We start from the raw sequence: 1626 nt of genomic DNA on the forward strand, positions 1-1626 counted from the left end.
TTATCAGGCGTGCGCTCTAACCAGCTGAGCTACAGGCCCATAAATTAATGGAGCGGGTGAAGGGAATCGAACCCTCGACATCAGCTTGGAAGGCTGGAGTTTTACCATTAAACTACACCCGCATAAAATTAGATTGGTTTATTATAACAGCTTACGAACGGTCATGCCCCTGCGTCTACAAGCATATTCAAGGAAGTTTATTCCTCGGGGCAACTCGTAGTGGATTCGGTGGATGTATCGCTCGTGGCTGGAGTTTTACCAAACTACACCCGCAATATCCCGAAATCTAAAATGGTGGCTCGGGACGGAATCGAACCGCCGACACACGGATTTTCAGTCCGTTGCTCTACCGACTGAGCTACCGAGCCAATTAATATAAGTTATACTCTACTCAAGCATCTGAACAAGATTACACATATTCAATAGTAACATCTAACATATTTTATGGAGGAGGTAGAGGGATTCGAACCCCCGCGCGGTTTGACCCGCCTGTCGGTTTTCAAGACCGATCCCTTCAGCCAGACTTGGGTATACCTCCATCAAATTGTAGTAATTCATCTAAAATTACAATCTACCAATCTGTTGTTCTAGTACTGAAGTAATAAATCAGATGGTAAAGTGGAGCCTAGCGGGATCGAACCGCTGACCTCCTGCGTGCAAGGCAGGCGCTCTCCCAGCTGAGCTAAGGCCCCATATCATAATAATTATATTAGTTAAGAGTTAATGATGCCGAGGACCGGAATCGAACCGGTACGGTAGTCACCTACCGCAGGATTTTAAGTCCTGTGCGTCTGCCAGTTCCGCCACCCCGGCATTATATTGGAGCGGAAGACGGGATTCGAACCCGCGACCCCCACCTTGGCAAGGTGGTGTTCTACCACTGAACTACTTCCGCTCGATATAAAACTATTTGATATGATGAGCCATGAAGGATTCGAACCTTCGACCCTCTGATTAAAAGTCAGATGCTCTACCGACTGAGCTAATGGCTCATGTTATTTAAATTATACTTAGTTAACTTGAGCGTTCTTCAAGGTGGACCCCAGCATCTTCTTGCCTATTCTAGGATGTGTATGCTTCGGGGTTACTCGTAGCTTAATCGGCGGAAGTGGTGCTCGTTGCTCTACCGACTGAGCTAATGGCTCATAGTAAAAAGTGGTGCCGGCCAGAGGACTTGAACCCCCAACCTACTGATTACAAGTCAGTTGCTCTACCAATTGAGCTAGGCCGGCATGATAATTATTCGCCTATTAAGTTTCTCTTTTTGCCGAATAGTCCCCTGTATCTTCCAGCATATTCAAGGTTGTTTATGCTTCGGGGTTACTCGTAGCTTATTCGGTAGAAGTATTGCTCGTTGCTCTACCAATTGAGCTAGGCCGGCATTGTGTAATGGCGGTCCGGACGGGACTCGAACCCGCGACCTCCTGCGTGACAGGCAGGCATTCTAACCAACTGAACTACCGGACCATAAAAAAATTTGAATTATGATTTATTATATTAATGGTGGAGGATGCAGGGCTCGAACCTGCGACCCCCTGCTTGTAAGGCAGGTGCTCTCCCAGCTGAGCTAATCCTCCACATGGTGACCCGTACGGGATTCGAACCCGTGTTACCGCCGTGAAAGGG

General features: G+C 47.5%; 10 tRNA genes. All 10 read right to left on the reverse strand.

Annotated elements, in window-relative coordinates:
* Positions 1-48 precede the first annotated feature (48 nt).
* Positions 49-122: transfer RNA gene (locus KGF86_RS19175), tRNA-Gly, on the reverse strand.
* Positions 123-292: 170 nt separating this feature from the next.
* Positions 293-368: transfer RNA gene (locus KGF86_RS19180), tRNA-Phe, on the reverse strand.
* A 77-nt stretch (positions 369-445) separates the two neighbouring features.
* A tRNA-Ser gene (locus KGF86_RS19185) sits at positions 446-538 on the reverse strand.
* Between the two features lie 81 nt (positions 539-619).
* Positions 620-692 (reverse strand) — tRNA-Ala (locus tag KGF86_RS19190).
* Positions 693-727: 35 nt separating this feature from the next.
* A tRNA-Leu gene (locus tag KGF86_RS19195) sits at positions 728-813 on the reverse strand.
* A 7-nt stretch (positions 814-820) separates the two neighbouring features.
* Positions 821-895: transfer RNA gene (locus KGF86_RS19200), tRNA-Gly, on the reverse strand.
* 24 nt (positions 896-919) lie between these two features.
* A tRNA-Lys gene (locus KGF86_RS19205) sits at positions 920-992 on the reverse strand.
* A 164-nt stretch (positions 993-1156) separates the two neighbouring features.
* Positions 1157-1232 (reverse strand) — tRNA-Thr (locus KGF86_RS19210).
* A gap of 158 nt (positions 1233-1390) precedes the next feature.
* Positions 1391-1467, reverse strand: a tRNA-Asp gene (locus tag KGF86_RS19215).
* Between the two features lie 34 nt (positions 1468-1501).
* A tRNA-Val gene (locus KGF86_RS19220) sits at positions 1502-1577 on the reverse strand.
* Between the last annotated feature and the right edge of the window lie 49 nt (positions 1578-1626).

The sequence above is a fragment of the Ornithinibacillus massiliensis genome, from assembly GCF_018310345.1.
Taxonomy (GTDB): Bacteria; Bacillota; Bacilli; order Bacillales; family Amphibacillaceae; genus Ornithinibacillus; species Ornithinibacillus massiliensis.